The organism is Tessaracoccus oleiagri, assembly GCF_900103275.1.
Classification (GTDB): Bacteria; Actinomycetota; Actinomycetes; order Propionibacteriales; family Propionibacteriaceae; genus Arachnia; species Arachnia oleiagri.
The window spans coordinates 66679-83797 of sequence record NZ_FNGP01000001.1; the positions used below are offsets into that span (position 1 = coordinate 66679).

The 17119-nt window shown below is 65.2% G+C and carries 22 protein-coding genes and 2 pseudogenes; 17 read left to right on the plus strand and 7 right to left on the minus strand.

Going from position 1 to position 17119, the window contains the following annotated elements; all coding sequences use genetic code 11:
• Nucleotides 1–296: 296 nt before the first annotated feature.
• Nucleotides 297–1595, plus strand: a complete 1299-nt coding sequence (locus BLR46_RS00290; RefSeq protein WP_093247819.1) for a hypothetical protein — start codon at nucleotides 297–299, stop codon at nucleotides 1593–1595.
• Between the two features lie 170 nt (nucleotides 1596–1765).
• Here the strand turns inward: BLR46_RS00290 and BLR46_RS14735 are convergent.
• Nucleotides 1766–1909: pseudogene (locus BLR46_RS14735) on the minus strand (IS110 family transposase); the annotation flags it as partial.
• Between the two features lie 285 nt (nucleotides 1910–2194).
• The gene (locus BLR46_RS00295; protein WP_143008147.1) at nucleotides 2195–3064 is read right to left on the minus strand and encodes a carbohydrate kinase family protein; all 870 of its coding nucleotides are present in this window, start codon (nucleotides 3062–3064) and stop codon (nucleotides 2195–2197) included.
• 394 nt (nucleotides 3065–3458) lie between these two features.
• On the opposite strand from BLR46_RS00295, the gene BLR46_RS00300 reads away from it, so the two are divergent.
• From BLR46_RS00300 to BLR46_RS00330, 8 genes are all read left to right on the plus strand, one after another.
• Nucleotides 3459–3950, plus strand: coding sequence for an MmcQ/YjbR family DNA-binding protein (locus BLR46_RS00300; protein WP_093247823.1), 492 nt, complete (start codon nucleotides 3459–3461; stop codon nucleotides 3948–3950).
• 29 nt (nucleotides 3951–3979) lie between these two features.
• Complete coding sequence (locus BLR46_RS00305) at nucleotides 3980–4189, plus strand: DUF3289 family protein (protein ID WP_093247825.1); 210 nt, start codon at nucleotides 3980–3982, stop codon at nucleotides 4187–4189.
• A gap of 21 nt (nucleotides 4190–4210) precedes the next feature.
• Nucleotides 4211–4765 carry a hypothetical protein gene (locus BLR46_RS00310; protein ID WP_093247827.1) on the plus strand — a complete coding sequence of 185 codons (555 nt, stop codon included), beginning with the start codon at nucleotides 4211–4213 and terminating at the stop codon, nucleotides 4763–4765.
• 50 nt (nucleotides 4766–4815) lie between these two features.
• Entirely contained in the window at nucleotides 4816–5133 is a 318-nt protein-coding gene (locus tag BLR46_RS00315) for a ribosomal maturation YjgA family protein (protein ID WP_093247829.1), read from the plus strand.
• A 333-nt stretch (nucleotides 5134–5466) separates the two neighbouring features.
• A complete protein-coding gene (locus BLR46_RS00320) occupies nucleotides 5467–5937 on the plus strand; it encodes a hypothetical protein (RefSeq protein WP_143008148.1) in 471 nt (156 codons plus the stop codon).
• A gap of 632 nt (nucleotides 5938–6569) precedes the next feature.
• A complete protein-coding gene (locus tag BLR46_RS00325) occupies nucleotides 6570–7103 on the plus strand; it encodes a P-loop nucleotide/nucleoside kinase family protein (RefSeq protein ID WP_093247834.1) in 534 nt (177 codons plus the stop codon).
• A gap of 112 nt (nucleotides 7104–7215) precedes the next feature.
• On the plus strand, nucleotides 7216–7770 hold the full coding sequence (locus BLR46_RS14740) for a hypothetical protein (protein ID WP_143008149.1): 555 nt from the start codon (nucleotides 7216–7218) through the stop codon (nucleotides 7768–7770).
• Nucleotides 7771–8558: 788 nt separating this feature from the next.
• Nucleotides 8559–9056 (plus strand): GNAT family N-acetyltransferase, encoded by a 498-nt coding sequence (locus BLR46_RS00330; RefSeq protein WP_093247836.1) that lies wholly within the window; start codon nucleotides 8559–8561, stop codon nucleotides 9054–9056.
• A gap of 76 nt (nucleotides 9057–9132) precedes the next feature.
• Here the strand turns inward: BLR46_RS00330 and BLR46_RS15350 are convergent, their stop codons facing one another.
• Both BLR46_RS15350 and BLR46_RS00340 read right to left on the minus strand, forming a co-directional pair.
• Nucleotides 9133–9195, minus strand: a complete 63-nt coding sequence (locus BLR46_RS15350) for a helix-turn-helix domain-containing protein (RefSeq protein ID WP_245701491.1) — start codon at nucleotides 9193–9195, stop codon at nucleotides 9133–9135.
• 150 nt (nucleotides 9196–9345) lie between these two features.
• The gene (locus BLR46_RS00340; protein WP_093247838.1) at nucleotides 9346–9825 is read right to left on the minus strand and encodes a DUF2975 domain-containing protein; all 480 of its coding nucleotides are present in this window, start codon (nucleotides 9823–9825) and stop codon (nucleotides 9346–9348) included.
• A gap of 473 nt (nucleotides 9826–10298) precedes the next feature.
• Here BLR46_RS00340 and BLR46_RS00345 point away from each other — a divergent pair, with 473 nt between their 5' ends.
• The 3 genes and pseudogenes from BLR46_RS00345 to BLR46_RS00355 all read left to right on the plus strand — a co-directional run bounded on the left by BLR46_RS00345 (nucleotide 10299) and on the right by BLR46_RS00355 (nucleotide 12081).
• Nucleotides 10299–11198, plus strand: coding sequence for a tyrosine-type recombinase/integrase (locus BLR46_RS00345; protein WP_245701416.1), 900 nt, complete (start codon nucleotides 10299–10301; stop codon nucleotides 11196–11198).
• Nucleotides 11199–11273: 75 nt separating this feature from the next.
• Nucleotides 11274–11339, plus strand: a pseudogene (locus tag BLR46_RS15565) (ribbon-helix-helix protein, CopG family); the annotation flags it as partial.
• A 202-nt stretch (nucleotides 11340–11541) separates the two neighbouring features.
• Entirely contained in the window at nucleotides 11542–12081 is a 540-nt protein-coding gene (locus tag BLR46_RS00355; RefSeq protein WP_218118267.1) for a DUF1990 domain-containing protein, read from the plus strand.
• 103 nt (nucleotides 12082–12184) lie between these two features.
• On the opposite strand, the gene BLR46_RS00360 is transcribed toward BLR46_RS00355, so the two are convergent.
• Nucleotides 12185–12910, minus strand: a complete 726-nt coding sequence (locus BLR46_RS00360) for an AAA family ATPase (RefSeq protein ID WP_093249460.1) — start codon at nucleotides 12908–12910, stop codon at nucleotides 12185–12187.
• A 220-nt stretch (nucleotides 12911–13130) separates the two neighbouring features.
• Between BLR46_RS00360 and BLR46_RS00365 the strand changes: the two genes are divergently transcribed.
• Both BLR46_RS00365 and BLR46_RS00370 read left to right on the plus strand, forming a co-directional pair.
• Nucleotides 13131–13385 carry a type II toxin-antitoxin system Phd/YefM family antitoxin gene (locus BLR46_RS00365; RefSeq protein WP_093247844.1) on the plus strand — a complete coding sequence of 85 codons (255 nt, stop codon included), beginning with the start codon at nucleotides 13131–13133 and terminating at the stop codon, nucleotides 13383–13385.
• Nucleotides 13382–13645 carry a type II toxin-antitoxin system RelE family toxin gene (locus BLR46_RS00370; protein WP_093247846.1) on the plus strand — a complete coding sequence of 88 codons (264 nt, stop codon included), beginning with the start codon at nucleotides 13382–13384 and terminating at the stop codon, nucleotides 13643–13645. Before BLR46_RS00365 ends, BLR46_RS00370 begins: the two co-directional genes overlap by 4 nt.
• Nucleotides 13646–13813: 168 nt before the next feature.
• Here BLR46_RS00370 and BLR46_RS00375 read toward each other — a convergent pair whose 3' ends face one another.
• Entirely contained in the window at nucleotides 13814–14176 is a 363-nt protein-coding gene (locus BLR46_RS00375; protein ID WP_093247848.1) for a type II toxin-antitoxin system death-on-curing family toxin, read from the minus strand.
• Between the two features lie 372 nt (nucleotides 14177–14548).
• On the opposite strand from BLR46_RS00375, the gene BLR46_RS00385 reads away from it, so the two are divergent.
• Genes BLR46_RS00385 through BLR46_RS14745 form a run of 3 tightly spaced genes read left to right on the plus strand, consistent with a single transcriptional unit; the run spans nucleotide 14549 to nucleotide 15874 of the window.
• A complete protein-coding gene (locus BLR46_RS00385) occupies nucleotides 14549–14797 on the plus strand; it encodes a helix-turn-helix domain-containing protein (protein WP_176761593.1) in 249 nt (82 codons plus the stop codon).
• 49 nt (nucleotides 14798–14846) lie between these two features.
• The gene (locus tag BLR46_RS00390; RefSeq protein WP_093247850.1) at nucleotides 14847–15425 is read left to right on the plus strand and encodes a winged helix-turn-helix domain-containing protein; all 579 of its coding nucleotides are present in this window, start codon (nucleotides 14847–14849) and stop codon (nucleotides 15423–15425) included.
• Nucleotides 15422–15874 (plus strand): HEPN domain-containing protein, encoded by a 453-nt coding sequence (locus BLR46_RS14745; RefSeq protein WP_143008150.1) that lies wholly within the window; start codon nucleotides 15422–15424, stop codon nucleotides 15872–15874. Before BLR46_RS00390 ends, BLR46_RS14745 begins: the two co-directional genes overlap by 4 nt.
• 66 nt (nucleotides 15875–15940) lie before the next feature.
• Here BLR46_RS14745 and BLR46_RS00395 read toward each other — a convergent pair whose 3' ends face one another.
• Entirely contained in the window at nucleotides 15941–17077 is a 1137-nt protein-coding gene (locus BLR46_RS00395) for a tyrosine-type recombinase/integrase (protein ID WP_176761594.1), read from the minus strand.
• Nucleotides 17078–17119: the final 42 nt, after the last annotated feature.

The window sequence follows — 17119 nt, forward strand, 5'->3', positions numbered from 1 at the left end:
GGTCGTTACGGCATCGAATTCAAACTTCGTCGACAACTGCAAGGTGTGTCGCGGCCATGGCCAGGGTGTCTGTGCCCGCGCGGGAAACAGCACCTTGGCTTTGGGGGCGCCCCGCAGACATGCCCCCGGCAGGAGAGCGCGGAAGGCCAGGAGCCTTCCTGAACGCCCTCACATGCCGCCGAGCGCGCCGCGATTGTGCCTGTGTGCATTGGTCGGTAGATCCAGCAACGAGGCGCGGGGCGAGTGAGTTTCCGAAAGGGGATATCGGGCGGGCGTCTGGCTGGGAGGATGGGCGCATGATTCGCTGGCTCATCGGGGCAGCAGGCGGTTTGCTCCTACTGGGGCTCTCGTTTGCTGCTGTGATCGCGGCCACCGACGTGTACGCGAGCATGACAGCGCTCCGCGGTGAAGGCATCCCGGGAACGGTCACCATCACCGCGCGTGAGTGGAGTCTGCCGCTCGACCTGTTCTGCTCTGCGGAGGGACGCTTCGTTCCGGACGGAGGCGGTCCGGTGGTCGATGGAACTGTCGCGAGCGGGTGCCCGGAACCAGGGACTGAAGTGCGTGCGCAGTACGTGCCCATGCTTCACGACCAGCTGCCGCTATTTGCCACGCGCCTACTTCGAGGCACCTGGGGTGAGCTGGGGGGCGCGTGTGGCTTCGCGATCCTGTTCAGCGTCTCGGCTGTGGTGGCCTGGTGGGCCGCCATCCGATTCCTCACGGAGCGTGGAGTCTCTGAGGACCGCTACGGCGCTTTACAGGTCGCGAGCCGCTGCGCCGAGGAGGATTTCGTCGTTTGGCTGGAGGACAATTTCGACGCGGCTTGGCTCGAGGCGTCGTCGGTCGGGGTGGTGTCGGCGGTGGTGGCGGTCATCGACGGCGACACGGTCGTGTCCGGAGAGCTCGACGATTTGTACGGTGTCGGTCGCTCGTTGGCGGACGTGGGTGGGGACGCCTGTGTCCGGTCGTGTCGAGAGCATGTGCACGTCACTGATTCCTGGCGCGAGGAACCCCGCCCATGGGGGCCCTGCTCGTTCCAGCCGGAGGATCGTCGCACAACGAGGACGGTAACTGTGATGCGCCGCGATGCAGCAGCCGGAGAACCCATCATCGACGGCGAAACGGAGGCGGTTGCCCGGGAAGGATGGATCGTATTCCGCGGCGACTCCGCCAGCCGCAACCCGATGGAGTCACATCTCAGCGCGGCCGTCCTGACGCAAAAAGGCACAGAGGTGAGCCTTGCCCTATACGAACACGGCGCCTTGATGGGACGTGCCCGGTGGAACAACCCCGGACGCTTGGTAGGGCGTCGCGGCAGCAAATCCGAACTGCGCGCGATCTGTCCCACATGGCCTGCGAAACTGTGGCCAACGGAGATGGCAGACTTCCGGATGCCTCCGGTACAGGAGCTCGAAGCCCTCCTTGGTACCACCGGCGAACCGGCGGAAGTGATCTCTGCTGCCGCTGGCACTTTCCAACTTCCCGCAGTCGACGTCCTCATCGGAGAACTTACCGGCAACGACCCGATCAGCAGTCGGCCCGATGCGATCCTCCTCGAACCAACCCCCGAGACTCACGAAGACGATGCCGGCTAACTGCTACCAGTACATCCCGACCAACTCGCCAACATCCGGACATGCCGCGGACCGCGCGGACGTTCACAAGTTCCGGAGGTGGCGGATGTCGAGACGCGCTTCACTCTGTGCACTTCTGCGCTCGGTAGTTGGTAGATCGGGACGCACGGGGGGTGTCCCTATGGTTCCTGTCAAGCGGCGGCTGGTGTTCTTGGTTGGTAGTAGGTGCCGTTGCGGAGCATGGCGTGAAGGACGTCGACGCGTCGTCGGGCGAGGCAGACGAGGGCGGCGTTGTGTTTCTTCCCAGCGGCGCGTTTGCGGTCGTAGTAGGCGCGATGTCGATTTCGGCCCGTTCCAGACGGGCGGGACGGGCATCACGCGGGTCGGGGTCGGGTCCATGGGCAGCCAGACTCGGTTTCGACACCGGCCGCGGGCTCGTTCCTCGCCCGGAGGCCGGACTCAACCAGCGGGGGCCGGGAAAGCCGGGCCCAACCAACCCGCTCATGCAGCTCGACGGCGCGGGCGACTCCTGCCACGAGGCGCTGACCTACTTGGAGGAGACCGTCGGTGACGCCGCCTCCGACAACTCCGCCCCTCCTGACGTGTGGACCCAGCCCACCCTACGTGGTGGGCACCCCGCCCGTGCGGCCGTCCCGGATCCCGGGGCCGATGTGGCGGGTGACCAGCGCGCGCGTCGCCTGCCGTGCGCCAGCGGCCAGCGCGTCAGGGGTGGCCTCCCCCGCCAGGACGGCCGCCATGACACCTGAGAAGAAGGCGTCGCCCGCACCATTGGTGTCCACCACCGCGCACTCCTCAGCGTCCTGGCGGTGCTCCTGGTGCCCGGCGTCGACGGCGACCGCGCCCGCGGCGCCACGGGTGCAGATGGCGAGACTGACACCGTCGTCCACGAGGCGGTGGAGGAACGGGAACGGGTCCGGGAGGTTGTCGTCGCTGCACTGGACGACGGTGGCGGCCCGCCAGAACGGCTCGTGCCAATCAGACTCGGGCGGTACGTCGTGCAGGTCCGTCCACACTGGCAGGTCGCCCCGGCGCAGGGTCAGCGCCAACTCCCGCGTCCACGGCGCAAGGTCCAGCACGACGGCGCGGGCGTCGGCCAGCCCGGCCACAGGCGGGACGGGCGTCGTCGCAGGCGCAACGGTGTAGACGGAGACACGCTTCCCCGCCGCGCTCATCAGGTTGATGTGGTGTTCTGTCGCCGCCGTCGGCAGCGCCTCGACGGCGACGTCGGGCAGCGACCCACGAATGTGCGCCGCGGCGTCGTCGTCGGCCAGTGGGGTCATGAGGACCACCGGCACGCCGAGGTCGTGGAGGTGGACCGCCTTGCCCGCCGAGGTGCCGCCGACGGTGTCCCAGCACTCGTCGGCCACGAGCATCTGCGTGCGGGGCTCCGGCAGTTGCCCGAGCCGGACCATCGTGTTCCAAGCCGACGGCCCCAGCACGCGCACGGGCCCTTCGCGTGTTGCGATCACGGTCGCCTCCAATCGTCTGTGCCCACGGTAGCTGGCGGCGGTGACAGAAAGGAATGAGGGCACCCTCGGCCTGCTCGCGCAGTTCCTCGGCGCCCTGACCGTGGGGCATCGCGCCCTTCGCCCTCTGCTCGCTGGTCATCGCCGACGACTTCGTCATCCGTCGCCGCCACCCGGCGCCCACCGTTGCCCTCTTTTCCTCACCACGGCCGCCAACCTTCGCGTCGATCCGCCAACCGATTTCGCGTGGGCCGACCCTGTCGGGCTGGCGTCCCCAAACACGGTTGGCGTCTCGGACCAAGCGCTGGCGAGTTCACCCAAGCGTTGGCGTGCTTGGGTGACCGACGGCGTAGCCTCGACGGTGGGCCGCCAGGGAGGCGGCGGGAGGAGGGCAATCATGGACGGACGCGCGCTGCAGCGCCGGGCGTCCGAGCGCGCCAAGCAACTCCCCGGCTCCTACCTCGACCACCCCTTCGGCGACGAGTGGGACGTCCGCAAGGTGCGCGGCAAGGTCTTCATGCTCCAGACCGAACTCGACGGCGAGCCTGTCATCACCGTCAAGGCCCACCCCGACGATGCGCTGGCCCTCCGGTCCACCCACGCGAGCATCGCCGTCGGCTACCACATGAACAAGCGACACTGGATCACGGTGCACCCGGGCGACGACATCGACGGCGCCCTGGTCGACGACCTCGTCACCGAGGCCTACCTCCTCGTGCTGGAGAAGAACGTGCCGAAGTCGCAGTGGCCGGTCGACCCCGCCGCCTTCGTCGATCGCGCCGGCGTTGGTACCGCCCATGCTTGGCTGGCCCTGCAGTCGGCTTATGCCTTCGCGGCCGAGCGTGCCGCCGGTCTGCCCGCCGTCCGCAGGCTCGACCCCGTTGCCTGACAACATCCGGACATGCCGCAGCGCGGACGATGGCCTGCCGGCTGAGCTCAGGCAACTCGTTCACGGGCACCTTGGTGTTCCACTCCTACGACCACTTCGGCTTGGACACGGGGGACTTGGAGCAAACCTACGGGTTCGTCGTCTGGTTCACGTTGCAGCACCATGACCGCTTCAATGGGAAGTATGTTCCGCCCATCTCGGTCGTCGACGTCGAGGTGCCGATCAGTGGCGCCTTCTGACCCTCGTCGACGGGCACGCCGATGAGACTGCGGACCCTGGCCAAGGCCGCGGCGATGGTGGTCGCCATCGCGGCGCTCCTTGCCGCGCTGTTGTGGGGGTGGATCGCCTGGTCGGTCAACGAGTACTTCACCGGCAGGGACCCAGCCCGCTTCGACACCGTCTCGGCGGAACTCGCGCGCAACCGGCCCGCCTACGACGCCGCGGCGGCGCGGGTTCTTGAGCTGAGCGCCCAGACCCCCGGCACCACCCGGGTGTCCATGACGGAGTGGCATGCCTGTCGGTCCGTGGGCGGCGCCGAGCGTTGCGAGGACACGAGCCCTGCGGACGCCCAACGGTTGCGGGCACTGCGGGAGGAGGTGGCGATCTGGCAGGCGAAGGACGCCGATCGCGTGTTCTTCCGGTTCTACGGCGAGGACAGCCCGACAGTCTGGCTGATGTACTCCGCGTCCGATCGCGACCCCGGCGCTTTCGCCCGCGACCGCGGCTTCCGGTCGCTGCGGATCATCGACGAGTACTGGACGGTGCTCGGACCCATCCCGGACGACGCCCGTGATCGTGCACAGTGGAACGGCTGACGGGCGGTAGCGGTGGCGTCGGCCGTCCCAGCTCGTGGCAGGCTGGTTGAGTGTTCCACCTGAATTGGCGTCCGTTGCCGGCAGTCATCGGGATTCTGGCTGTCGAGATCTACATCGGTGCCTGCGTGCGAGATGCCTGGGTTCGCCCCTACGCCGGTGATCTGCTGGCCGTGGTCCTGGTGTATGCGACCCTCCGGATGGTGCTTGCTCTGCCGGCCCCCGCATTGGCGACGGTTTCGTTCCTGGTGGGCGCGATCGTGGAGGCGATCCAGTACCTGGGGATCCCCGAGATTCTCGGGATCGCCCACCACCCGCTGCTCGCCGTGGTGGTGGGCGCCACCTTTCAATGGGAAGACCTGCTGGCCTAAGCCATCGGTGCCCTCATCGCCTTGTTGATCGACGCAAAGACGCGATGGTGGTCGAACCATTCGTGAAGTGCAACTCGTAGGGCTTATTTCATCAGGGCTCCTGCCCGAACATCCGGTCTTGCCGCGTCTCGGGCATACGAGACGGTCCGCGACAAGACCTGCCGGTAGAGTTCCGATGCACGATGGATCGGCATCAGCAGAAGGGTGTCGTTGATGGTCAGTGGCGGAGCAGGGTCTCGGGCAGCGTTGCTCAGGTGGGTCCGCTGGTTGTGGATGGTGCCGGTGGTGCTCTGGCTTGTTCTGACGTGGGTGACCTTCTCGCCTGGAGCCAGCGTGTCTAGCGTCGCGCTCTGGCTGGCCGTTGCCAGCCCGGCCCTGATCGTCGGCTACCGGGCGCTCTTCATCGCGGGATTGTCGGTGTCGCAGTCGGGGCCGCAGGTCATTTACCGCGGTCTGGTCGCTGCGAGGAGCATTGATGTCTCCTCGATCGAGGAGTTCGAGATCTGGGACGTGAACTTCTTCTCGGGGGTTTCGGCGGGGTTCGTCCAGGTGCGTCGGACGGGCAAGCGCCCCGTGGTGTTGTGGGCGTTGGGGTACGCGACGCCGGACACCCATGACATTTTGCTGCGGGAGATGGAGGGGACATGTGCCGATCTCTGGGGATGGGCAGCGCGGGACTCGGGCCAGCCGCGGAGGGCTGAGTCCCTGGCCCCAACGCGGATCAGGCCAAGTGTCATCGAGGTCGTGTCGTCGGACATTCTCGGCCGCCGAACCCTTTGGTCGGGGTCGATCAGATCGAAATGACACACCCCACGGCGGGGATCCCACCGGTCGCCCACTTCTCGAGCGGTAGCGACTTACGGTGTGGTCCTGAGTGACGCGACCTACATCCGCACATGCCGCATGGGGAGTCCTACAGCATCCGCGAAAGGGGTATCAGCGCTGAGGTGGCAACGACCGAGTGCGCTTGGGTTCATGATGGTCCGGGTTCACTGCTAAGCAAACGCTCCAACGCATCCCATTCGCTCTTCGTCAGCATGAAGGGATTGCTCACCTGGCGCATTCGAATCAGCTCGGATCGGGACAAGACAGGCTCAGCCTCCACGATGGACCTGGCCAACGCCACGGTGCTCAGGCGAAGGGTCGACCGGCACGTAGTCCTCCGCTCCATCTTCCAGCCGATATTCGTCGGGAACATCCCTTGTCACTGACCCTGCGATCCGGCGGACAGACCATATACGGCGCCAGCCGCCGACTCCGCGGACGAGGAGCCGACAGCCTTCCCAGCATCAAGATGCAAGATCCGGCAGACTAGTCACCGACCACAACGGCCTCATTTCCGGCCGGGTGGTTTCGAGTGACCGTCACAACGGCCTCACTTTCGGCCGTCGTCGACAGATCGTCCAAACGACACCGCTGTCGGGGAGGATCGAGGCATGGCTGATTCCAAGAATGCCTCTATCTCCCCTTGGCTGCTCGTCCTCGCGGGGCGCCCTGGGACCGGAAAGACGACGCTAGCCAAGGCGCTCGTCCAGACCACGGGCGCCTGCTACCTGCGAATCGACGTCGTCGAGACAGCGCTGCTACGGACGCACACAGAGGCCGGCCCCGGCGGCTATTTCGTGACACATGGGCTAGCCCTCTCGAACTTGTGCCTTGGGAACAACGTCATCGTGGACGCCGTGAACGCCGTGCCAGAGGCACGGGCTGGCTGGGCGGAGACGGCTCGCGGTGCTGGGGCGCGGCTAGTGCTGATGGAGACCGCGCTAGGCGACCAAGGCGAACATCGGCGCCGTATTGAATCGCGGACACCCGATGTTGCAGGGCACCGTGTCCCCACGTGGGAAGAAGTCCAAAACGAGCCGTGGGTTTCCTGGGACGAGGCCCGAGACGGCGAACGGCACCTGATCGATACCACTAGCGCCTCTCAGGCTCGTGAAACTGCGCTCGCGTTGTTGCGGATTGTTTGATCGCCCGGTCATGCCGCACCGATGGCGTTGAGTTTTCCCTACGTCACGGGAGGATCGACTCCTTGAGCTCGGACATCAGGCGGCGTGAGAACTGTTCTGCGATGATGTCCATGTGTGGGAGTCAGTCATTTCTGGGGTGATCGTGCTTGCGATCGCCGCGGGATGGGTTTGGATCCTGCTGCCGGGGGTGGTGCGCCGCTTGCGACGCGATCCTCTGCCCGTGTTGCCTCCAGTGCCGTTGAACACCGCGCTCGGGCTCGACGGCGAGGCCAACGTCTACGTCGTTCGGGAGGCGTTGGCAACTGTTTGCGGGAGAGTGACCGTCGTGGCCGATCGGGAGCCGTACGAAGTGCTGCTGCGCGGTCCTGGCGTGGTGGGTTCAGCGGGTGTGGCCTGGTCGTGGGATGAAACAGATACTCCGCGACAGCAAGGACGTTTCTATTTACACCTGGAGGGTCTAGGCGACGGCGGTGACTCGTTTTGGGAGTTCGACCGGAACTCCGACATCCGAGAGGCTTTCTGGGTTGCGGTCGGTGTGCTTCGAGGCCGGATTGTTAGTCGAGGGCCTCGCACATGGGTGCACGTGCAGGAGTCTGGCATCTGGCGAGCGTTCCGCGAAGGATCGACGGGGTGGCTGGAGCCGATCTGGGTTACGGATATCGCGTGAGCGGGACAGTAGCCTTCGTACCCTAGGGGCGGGCTGATGCCGCATACTGGCCCTATGCGGCTCCCTTGGAACAGAGCAGATGCGGCGAGGTTCAATCGTGAGCACCAGCGGCTGAGGTTCAGTGGCTTCGCTGAACCCGTTCCCGATCTCTACGAGTTCCGGACGAGCGACGGGCATTACATCTTTCTGCACGAGATGGCTTGTGTGAGCATCCAATTCAGTCCTGTGAGTCGAGATCTCGGCCTGACATTCGAGTGCGTAGCTTCTGACCTCATGGACCACCCCTTAACAGCGACGTTGACCTTCGGCGATGCCGAGATCACTCAGTGGGTTGACGACGTGGCGGATCCGTCGATGTTCAACTCGTCAGGCAAGCCGACCCGGCTTCGCGGTCAGGTCGGCGGCCTCTGGCATTTCGACGACGGGACACTCCAACTCGATCTCTTGGAGGTGAGACTAAGGTTCGTTGCTCGTTCCGTAAGATGTGAAGCCCGGCGCGGAGTATGGCCAGAATCACTGGGTCACGAGCATTAATCGCGCGAGCCTATCCAGTTCAGCGGCCCCTCCAGACCGACTGGGTGATGATGACGTTTGAACGGCTGTTCTCACAGGGGCGGCCGGGGATCATTCTGGGCGGACTCTAGATCCCGGACGTCGCCAACATCCGTGCATGCCGCGATAACAACAGTCGGCCGAGGGTCGTGGACGCGCGCGTGGAGGCTTAGGGCAGCAAGGTCACACGCACCAGCGCCTGGCGTGTGCTTCAACGTGCTGCTTTAGTGGCGAGTATGACGCTCCTCGAAGTTCGACCGTTGACTGCGCGGGACCACTCCGCTGTCGCGGCGGTACTGTCCAACGACAATGGCTACGCAGAGCGGGTGCTCGGTAGGCCTTCGCGACTTCAAGACGTTGACGAACTGATGGCTTCCCGCCCTCCAGGAACGTCGGCCGACCAGAAGCCCAGCCTCGGTCTTTGGGTCGACAATGATCTCGTAGGAGTGGCTGAACTCATGTCCGACTTCCCTGAGCTAGGCACCAACTACCTTGGCGTGCTGCAGATCCGCGCCGATTGCCAGGGCCAGGGATTGGCGAGGGCATTCCATGACCAAATCGCTGCTACCTTCCAAGAGGCCCGTCGTTGGCGCTTGACAGTCGTGGACACCAACAGTGATGTCCAGGGATTCTGGGAGCGCATGGGATACGAGCAGACCGGTGAGTCACGGCCTTGGAACAGCGGCAGCGGGGTGGAGCACAGCGTCTTCGTCATGGAGCGCGACGCCGAGTGATTCGCGAGAGGCCTTACCGCTCATGCCGCTTTCGGTTTCTGCGACTGCGGGAGCCTTCAATTGCTGTGCTCGCGGTTCAGTTCTCTGTTGGTAGCCATTCGAATACGTCACCGGGTTGGCATTGGAGCACTTCACACATGGCTCCGAGGGTGCCTGAACAGTACAGCTCTGGGGTGACCGTTCTTCAAGACGGCGATGTTGACCGGAGAGATCCCGACACCTTCGGCGAACTCGCCCACTAACAACTTCCGCTTGGCCAGTTCAACCTCGATACGGACCGCGATCGGCATCAGGTCACCACGTCGGACTCGGCGCGCATCTCGATCGCTTGGACGAGGAACGTGCGCATGACCCAAACCAACAACGCAAGTCCGACGCCGCACATGACGCCCGCCAGCAACGCGAGTGACCACAGCGGCGGGCCGGAGACCGTGAAGGCTTGGTAGACCAACGTGGCGAGGCAAACGAAGCTGCCAGCCAAGAATGCGGCGATGATCCCGTCCACCCAACCCAGAGCTCCGGGCTGGAAGACCTCATTCAGGGGCACGAAGGAAAGGAGTTGTTGGGTGCACACGAGCACGACCTGCACGCAGAGCAGGCCAAGTATCGCCAGCGTCAGGATCGGCCAACGCATGTAGGCCTCGGCCGGGAGTTCCCTCGCGATCATCCCCGAGTACCAAGGCAAGTAGAGCACTTGGGCAACGACGATGATGGCTACAGCGGCGAGGAGCCCGCCGCGCAGGATGGTGACGGCGAAGTATGACTTCACATGCCGAGTCTCGTCACATTTCTATCGACAGTCAATCGACACCCATCGAAATGAGCCCACAGCGTTGGGATCGCCGGCTCCTTGTCGCGCAGCGGCGGATCTCCCCAACGGCGTCAGGCTGCGAGATCCGGGGTTGCGACTGTCGAACGCGGGTGTGTCACCAGGACGCAACGTTCGCGATCTGTGCCTCATCCGAGGTCGGTGAAATTCCTCGCGCCGGTGGGGTCAGCGAGGGAGTGGAAAAGGTCGGGGTCCGGCCGGTCTGGGGTGTCGACGTCGTAGATCACTGCGAGGCGAGATCATTGTCGCTCACGGCATCGTTGCGGGCGCTTGTGGACTTCACTCTCGCCGAACGGCAGTAGGACAGCGAATCACGTGAGGGCGCTCTCATGCCGCGCTGTGCACGTCGCGACGCTCTGCGCGGGCTGTGGCTCGAAGGCGGAGGATCTATTATGACTAGTACTAATGCTGTCTTGTTCCCGGTTCTCGTCGACGCCACTACTGATCCGCTCGTCAAGGCGGTGGCCGCGTACTTGACTCGGTACCGTGGCCAGTCGCGTGTCCATTCTGAGTCGGACCTTCGCGCTTTCCTGGTGTGGTGCCAGGAGCGGGGCCTGGCGCCGTTGGAGGCCAGCCGGGCGCAGATCGAGTTGTATGTGCGCTGGATGCAGGAGGTTCGCCACTTCCAGCCTTCGACGGTGAGCCGTCGTGTTTCGGTGATGGCGGGCTTCTACCGCACCTGCGTCATTGATCAGGTGATCGCTGCCTCTCCGGCGGAGTACGTGAGGCGGCCGAACGTGCCGGCGGAGTCCCTGACTCTGGGCTTGTCCCATCTCCAGTTCGAGGCCTTGCTCAGTGCCTCCCGGGTGTCTGTCAACGTTAATGACTTCGCTCTGGTGGTGATGCTGGGGCTGCTTGGACTCCGAATCTTCGAAGCATGCGGCGCCAGCATCGAGGACCTGGGAGAGGAGCATGGCCATCGCGTGCTCAAGGTCCACGGCAAGGGTGGCAAAGTCGTGCTCGCTCCACTGCCACCAGCCGTTCAGCGGGCGATCGAACGCGCAGTCGCGGAACGAGCGGAGGGGCCGATTCTACTCAACCGTCGTGGCGTACGCATGGACCGTCACGCCGCCACCCGGCGGCTCAAGCATCTCGCCGAGTCCGCCGGGATCCATCTGCCGCGGATGCATCCGCACATGTTGCGGCACACGTTCGTCACCACGATGCTCGATGCCGGAGTCGATTTGCGTGATGTGCAGATCGCCGCCCGCCACGCCGACCCAAGGACCACCATGCGCTACGACCGTGCTCGCAAGAACCTTGACAGGCATCCCAACTACATCCTCGCCGCCTTCATGGCCTCCGGGACCTGACAGTAGTGCCCTGTTGCGCATTCCTATTCCGTCATACGATATTCGTATGGTGAGTGAAGAGTAGGTCACGGCGCTCGGGAGCGGGACCATGTGTCACGCTCTGAGGCGATCCGCCGCGCTCTCGCGGCCTATGCCGCGTGAAGGTACACCGCAGCGTAGGCGCACGGCGTCCTGCCCGACCGAGGACGCGGTTCAGGCCGCAGACTGGTGATCCATGCCACGCCTGCGCGCAAAGCAGTACTGGGACCTCCTCCCCTGAGCCGCTGACCGACCAATGCTTGCTCATGCCGCAAGGTGTTCTCGCCTCCGGACCGGTGCTCGGAGGTGTGGAAGGATGCGTCTCGTGGACCCCCAACAGTTGTCTCCCGAATCGGCGGCGGCTCTGCGCGACGCACCCTTCACGTATGGCAACGTTGGCGACACTGGCACGATCAGTTCTCGGCCTCCGCACGGGTACGCCCATCTCCGACGGCAGACCGAACTGGGGAGCGGGGCCTCGCGATTCGACGACGCCGTCCAGACCTTGCTGGGTTGGCACATGCATCGGCGTGCGAGGCTCAACGTGCAGGCATCCGACCCGACGGTGGTCGACGGGGCGGTCGCGACTCTGGGGCTGGGGATCGGACGGCTGAGAATCGCAGCGCCAGTCCGGGTCGTGTACATCGTCGATGAGCCGCGTAGAAAGGGATTCGCCTACGGCACCCTTCCCGGACACCCAGAAAGCGGCGAGGAATCGTTCATCCTGGAACTCCACGACGGGGATGAAGTCACCTTCACCATCAGCGCGTTCTCCCGCCCGAACTCCCTCCTCGCCCGCATCGGAGCCCCCCTGACCCGCGCCGTTCAATCCTCAATCACGAACCGCTACTTGCGCTCAGTCTGACGCGAACGCGCACTGCAGACCAAGCAGGGACCGGGCGATCTCTGACATCCTGTATTGCCGCCGGCCGGTGGCGCGCCGCGGGCTTCAGGGTCTTAGGCAGACGCTATTCGAGGCCGAAGTAGCCGGGGTCGGCCAGGAAGCGGCGATAGAGCGCGACGTTCATGAGCTCGTCCCAGGTGCGGCTGTGGAAGCCGTCTTCGTCGAGTTCGATGATCCGTGCCCCGGGGGTCGCGGCCAGTATCGGTGAGTGGGTGGCGAGCAGCACTTGAACGGCGCAGTCGCGGAGTTGTGCGAGCTGGTTGGCGAGCGCGACCTGGGAGAGGAATGAGAGCCCGGCCTCGGGCTCGTCCATGACCAAGAAGCCGCCCTGTCCGGTGAGGTGGTCGAGCTTTGCGGCCAGGAGTTCGTTGAAGGCCTGGCCATGGGAGCGTTCGTGGTAGCGGGTCTCTGGTCGGTGCCGTGAGGGGTTCTCCTCGAGATAGGTCAGCAGGCCGTGCATGGTCTCGGCCCGAAGGAAGTAGCCCCATCTGGAGCGGCTGAGGCCGCGCTCCAGCCGAATGTGCTCGTGTAACGGCGACTCGGTGGGCCTCTCCGACCGTCGGATGATCTTGCTGCCCCCCTCGGGGCTGAGGCCGTAAGCGATCGCGATGGCCTCGATGATGGTGGATTTCCCCGTACCGTTCTCCCCGACGAGGATGGTCAGTTCGGAGAGCTCCAGCCCGTCGCGGTGCAGCTGGGCGACGGGGGCCATTGTGAACGGCCAGCGGCGGGGGTCACCTCCCGCTTCGCCGGCCACCGCACGCACGGCGAGTGAACTGAACGCCTTCATGACCACAGGGTATGAGCCGCATCCGACTGATCCCCGGTGTGGGAGCGCCTCGAACGCGCCCTCACGCCGCTCCAGGCGGGATCGGACGGTGGGCTGAACGGAGGTGGTCGCCGTGACACCGTCAGCCGAGCGTCCGGGGTGGCCTGCGGGCGGATTACCCAGCGCGAGCCGAGATGTACATTTCAGCTATTTCAGCGCGTACTCTTGGGGCGTGACTGAGATGACCGTGACCGACGCCCGCGCGCGGCTGGCGGAGGTGGTGGATGCCGCCCGCGTGGGACATGCCCCCGTGTATCTGACCCGTCGGGGACGCCGGGTGGCTGCCGTGATCGACGCCGAGGACCTGGATCGCCTGGTTGCGGCCGCGGAAGACCTCGCGGACATTGAGGCGGCCACTGCCGCTCGTGAAGAGATGGACGCCGGTGAGCCGTTGATCCCTTGGGAACAGGTCAAGGCCGACCTCGGCCTGGCATGACCTACCGCATCGAACTTGCCCCGGCGGCCCTGCGCCAGTTGCGCAAGCTGGATCGGGCCGCGCAGCGACGGGTGCAGGCAGCGATCGAGTTGCTCGCCACGGAGCCACGACCCCCTGGAGCCAAGAAGCTTGTGGGCGGTACCGGTGAATGGCGGGTCCACACGGGTGACTATCGAGTCGTCTACCAGATCGACGACGACGTCCTGCGGGTTCTTGTCATCGCCGTCGGCCACCGTAAAGAGATCTACAACCTGCGGTGACCAACCACCGCTCGAACCGCATATCGCTCGGCGTGCTGCAGCAGCAGATTCGGCGATCATCTGACGGAACGGGCGCCCGCCTGAGAGGGTCGACGAAGACCCAACCTAATCCGAGTAGTCCGCTGAGCATGACCGAGCCTGCGAAGACGAGGGTCGAGTGCCGACGGCTCAATGCCAGGAAGAGAGTTGCGCAGCGATCTCCGGATAATTGGCATGCCCACCGGCTATGGAGACAACCAAGTCGTATGCCGGATCGTCGGGGACATCGAGATCGACACCGTTGAGTCCGTAGAACACCACCAATGACAACCAACCCAGCCGCTTGTTCCCGTCGACCAGGGCATGATGTCGGACCAGGGACTCAAGGAGCACGGCCGCCTTCTCGTCGAGGCTGACGTAGGCGTCCCGCCCGAAGATGCTCGCCTTAGGACGAAGAACCGCAGCATCGAGCAACCCAGCGTCGCGGACGGGCCCCGCTCCGAGGTCCTCCACCAGGAACAGCACGTCCTCCAAAGTGAGGTAGTGAGTCACTGGCCCAGCCGGTCCAGCAGATCGGCATACCTCCGCCGAGCCGCCGAGGACAACTTCCGGACCTCATCTTCACGCACCCGCCTGGCCGCCGCCTCTCGGATGGCGCGCACAGTAGCCTCCTGCTTGCTGATCCCTTCGGCTTCCGCGAGCAGGGATAGAGCCTTGTCATCTTCGGGCGTCAGTCGCAGCTGCGGAGCCAGCGGCGACCAGCCGTGCGATGAAGGGGGTACGTTTGTCTGCCCTAGCCAGCCACCAGTGGACCATGGGCGTACACCGCAATCCGCCACGTACGGGGTGCAAAGGTGAGGATGTTCGTCAGCGAGGGTGCGGGCACGACGCAACCACCCACCCGTTGGCGCGACAGGAGCAACAATGACCGCGAACTCAGCCTCCACAGCGCAGCGTCCGCGCTACGCCACTCTACGAGAGGCAGCGGAGTACTGCCGCAGCACTCCGCGGACACTCGAGCGACGCATCGCCGAGGGCAAGCTCACCCGATTCCGCAACGGCTTCCGGGTCCTCGTCGACCTCAACGAGATCGACGCCATGCTCCGAGGACGGGGCTCCGGCACGGACTTCAAGACCCAGGGCATGAAACGCGGCACGTCGCTGAGCCACTGATCCATAAACAAGAAGTTCTATCAGCAAAACCTATGATATTGTCAGTTTTATGAGAAGTGAGTCTCCACTAGTAGCGCCTGTCTTCCGCTCTGATGGCCAAGCACGACTCCTTGCAGAAGTCTTGCTCTCCGATCAGGAGTTGAGCATCACCGACCTCGCAGACCGCACCGGGCTTGCGTACCCGACGGTCCATGCCGAAGTGGGGCGGCTCCTTGCAGCAGGCATCCTCGACGAACGCCGCGCCGGACGCACTCGACTGATGCGAAGCAACAACGACAGCCCGCTGGTGCCGCCACTGCGCGAAATCCTCCTCATCGCCATGGGGCCAGCCCCACTACTCACCCACGAACTACGTCAGATCGAAAATGTGACCAGTGCCTTCATCTACGGATCCTTCGCAGCACGAGCCCACGCAATACCAGGACAAGCACCTCAGGACATCGACGTCATGATCATCGGCAGCCCCGCTCCCGACGAAGTCGACGACGCCTGTGAACGCGTCGAGAAGCAGGTCAAACGCCCGGTCAACGCCACCATTCTTTCGGAGCAGGAGTGGAAGGCCAGTTCCCCCTTCATCCGCCAGGTGAAGAGCAACCCCACCGTGCCGCTGATCGGCGAGCAGCCATGATCATCACGCTCACCCCGAAACAGCGCAAAGCCGTTGACCAATTGTTGGCGGAACGGCGCCTGGAAGCCGTGCCAATCGACCGCCCGAAGGCCGCCGCATTCCTCCAGAACGCACGCGAAGCCGTCGAAGACCTCGCCAACCTCACCCGCCCCCAGACCCGCTATACGCTCGCTTACGACGCAGCTCACGACGTTGGGGAGGCGCTGCTCGCCGCTTGCGGCTACCGCACGAAGAGTGGCGCGGGTCAGCACGACGCTCTGGGCGCATTTCTACGAGCGGTCTTGGACTCTCCACCCGGCGACGAAGCCGCTCGTCGATTCGACAGGCTTCGTCGTGCGCGCAATCGGGCCCGCTACGCCGCGGTCCCCATCGGCGAGGCGGAAGCACACCAAGCTGTACAGACGGCACACGCATTGATCGAGGCTGCGACCGCGCGGGGCGCCGGATAGCACCAGCTCCACGCGACGGCTTGGCCTCGTCGCAGTCCGGGCCCTTGTCCGGCCAGAGGAGCCAGTTCAGGTCTGTCCCGTGCCCCATGCGTCGGAGACACGACGAGCCCGTTCGGCATCGCGCTCGGCCGAAGCGGTCTGGTAGCGCAGCGCCATCGCTGGCGTCGTGTGCCCAAGCTGCGCCTGAATCTCCCGCACCGTCGCCCCGGACTGGGCCGACATCGTGGCCGCCGTCGCACGCAGGTCGTGGTTGCGAAGATCCGGCCGGCCGATCGCCTGGGCGGCCTTCTTGTGGGCCCGCCGCAGCACGTCGTCGTTGAGCGGCTTGCCGAACTGGTTCGGGAAGAGCAGGTCGTCGGCACGCAGCTTCGGGCGCATCTCGCGCCAGGCCCGGAGCTCGCCCAACGTGTGGGGCAGGAGATGGACCGTGCGGACCGCCTCCTTGGTCTTCGGCTCCTGCAGGACGATCCGACGGTGGCCGTCGCCGTCATCGACCTTCGCGACGGTCCTCCGCACATGCAGCTGCCCGAGCTCGAGATCGAGGTCTCGATCGCGCAGCGCCAGCACCTCACCGATACGCAGACCACAGGTGACGGACAGCAACAGCGCCACTCGCCACTTGGGCGGCGCAGCATCCAGGTAGGCGTTGACCTCCGTCGGAGTCATCGTCTGTGGCTCTCGCGCCCGCTCAGGGGTCCCGGCCCCACGGAGCGTGGCCGGCGACGACGCGATCAAGCCCTCCGTGACGGCGTCCGAGAACACCGACACCAACAGCTCGTAGGCCTTCCCGTTCTGGGTCCGCGTTGCCTTGGGCAGCTGCTCCCGCCACGCGACGACATGCTCCCGACGGACTTCCGTCAGCGCCATCGACCCGAGCGACGTCGGCTCGATCGAGAGGCGCAGGAGCTTGCGGTAGTTGTCGACCGTGGTCGGCTTCAGCGGCCGGCGGGACCGAGTGGCCCGAGCGTCGATGCACTTCCCCACCCACTCCGCGACCGTCGGACCGTCGTCGCCAGGCTCGTACTTGGGCTTCCGTGCCGCTGGCGGCGTCCACTCGTCCAGGTCGATCAGCCGCAGCTCTTGGCCCCGCCACGTCACCGCGTCGCGCTTGACGCCGAAGGTGCGGCCGTAGCGCTTACCGTCGGGGCCAACGTATCGCGCGTTCCAGCTGCCGTTGGCGAGCTTGCGTACCCCATCACTCATGGTTCCCTCCGTGGGCACGACGTGGATCTGTGCCCATTCTGT